The organism is Ruegeria sp. CE12, from assembly GCF_056537525.1.
The window spans coordinates 1-1358 of sequence record NZ_JBQFRS010000044.1 but is presented as its reverse complement, the minus strand read 5'-3'; the positions used below and the strand labels follow the sequence as shown (position 1 = coordinate 1358).

General features: G+C 54.8%; 1 protein-coding gene and 1 pseudogene. Both read right to left on the bottom strand.

The genetic code is table 11. The features are described from left to right. A pseudogene (locus ACR0IO_RS23000) lies at positions 1–241 on the bottom strand (chromosomal replication initiator DnaA); the annotation flags it as partial. 1 nt (position 242) lies between these two features. Beyond that, on the bottom strand, positions 243–1310 hold the full coding sequence (locus tag ACR0IO_RS22995; RefSeq protein ID WP_480745160.1) for an AI-2E family transporter: 1068 nt from the start codon (positions 1308–1310) through the stop codon (positions 243–245). Positions 1311–1358 lie beyond the last annotated feature (48 nt).

Here is a 1358-nt window from a genome sequence, read left to right as displayed (position 1 = left end):
GGATGTCTGCCTCTTGCAGCCCCGTTGCGTTTTGGATCAGCGCCCCTGATTGTGCTGCAAACACATGGGCGAGGTGGGTTTTTCCCGCGCCTTCAGGCCCGATTAAGATCATCTTTGACAAGGGCCAATGGTGCCATGCGTCAATGCCCGCGACCGCAACCGCGTTGCAGGGCGAAAGAAAGAAATCTTGCCGCCCCATAGCTGCGCGATAGGGCAGATCAAATTGCATCTGTTTGGCCATGTCAGTCGTCCTGCGGGGGTTCAAGCCCGCGATAGAGCAGGCTTGCCTGATAGCGGGTTATGGCAAAGCGCACCAAAACGCCGATCACTGCGGCCACGGGCACAGCAACCAGAAGCCCGACAAAGCCAAACACCGCCCCAAAGGCCGAGAGCGCGAAGATCAGCCAAACGGGATGCAACCCAACGGAGGAGCCGACCAGTTTCGGGGTCAATACATTGCCCTCAAGCATCTGTCCGACCTGGAAGATGATTGCGATGGCGGCGATGTTCCACCAATCTCCCCAGAATTGGAAAAGGGCAAGCCCTATGGATAAAAGCCCCCCCACCAAAGCGCCAACATAGGGGATAAAGGTCAAAAGCCCTGCAATCAAACCCACCACAAGCCCAAATTGCAAACCAACCACCATGAGCGCGATGGCATAAAATGTGCCCAAGATGAGACACACTGTGCCTTGCCCCCGCACAAACCCTGCCAAAGTGCGATCCACATCAGCGGCGATTTGACGGATCACGGGGCGATGGTCGCGGGGCAGCAATTCATCGATACGGGCCACCATACGATCCCAATCGAGCAACATGTAAAAGGCGACAACAGGCACAACGACCATAAACACGATCGCGTTTACTACGTTGATTGCTGAGGTGAGAGCCGTATTGAGCAATTCGCCCCCGCGCGCCTGAATGGTCTGGCCGACCGAAATCAAGGATTGGCGCAAAGGCGATCCATCATCCATCAATGACGGAAACTGTTGGGTCAAAAAGGCCTGCAATTCGATGAATATTTGCGGTGCGGATTGGATTAACGCCGTGGCTTGCGCCACCAAAAGTGGAACGATCACAAAAATACCTGCCACGACCACCAAAAGCGCAACCAAGGAGATCACGGTTGTAGCCGCCGCGCGACCAAGGCCCCATTTCTCAAGCCGATCTGCGAGAGGATCAAGAAAATAGGCAATCGCCCCCCCTGTCAAAAAGGGCAGAATGACATCACCTAAGAACCATAACAGCGCCAAAAAGACGGCAATAATGCCACCCCAAATCGCTGCTTGTTGTTTGATTGGCAATGCCATTGATTGCGCGCGCCTTTGAACCAGACTTCCCTTTCCTCACATCTGCGG

Bases quoted from the DNA above. Each gene is read 5' to 3' on its own strand.
- ACR0IO_RS22995 (WP_480745160.1), bottom strand. From the start codon at position 1,310: ATGGCATTGCCAATCAAACAACAAGCAGCGATTTGGGGTGGCATTATT.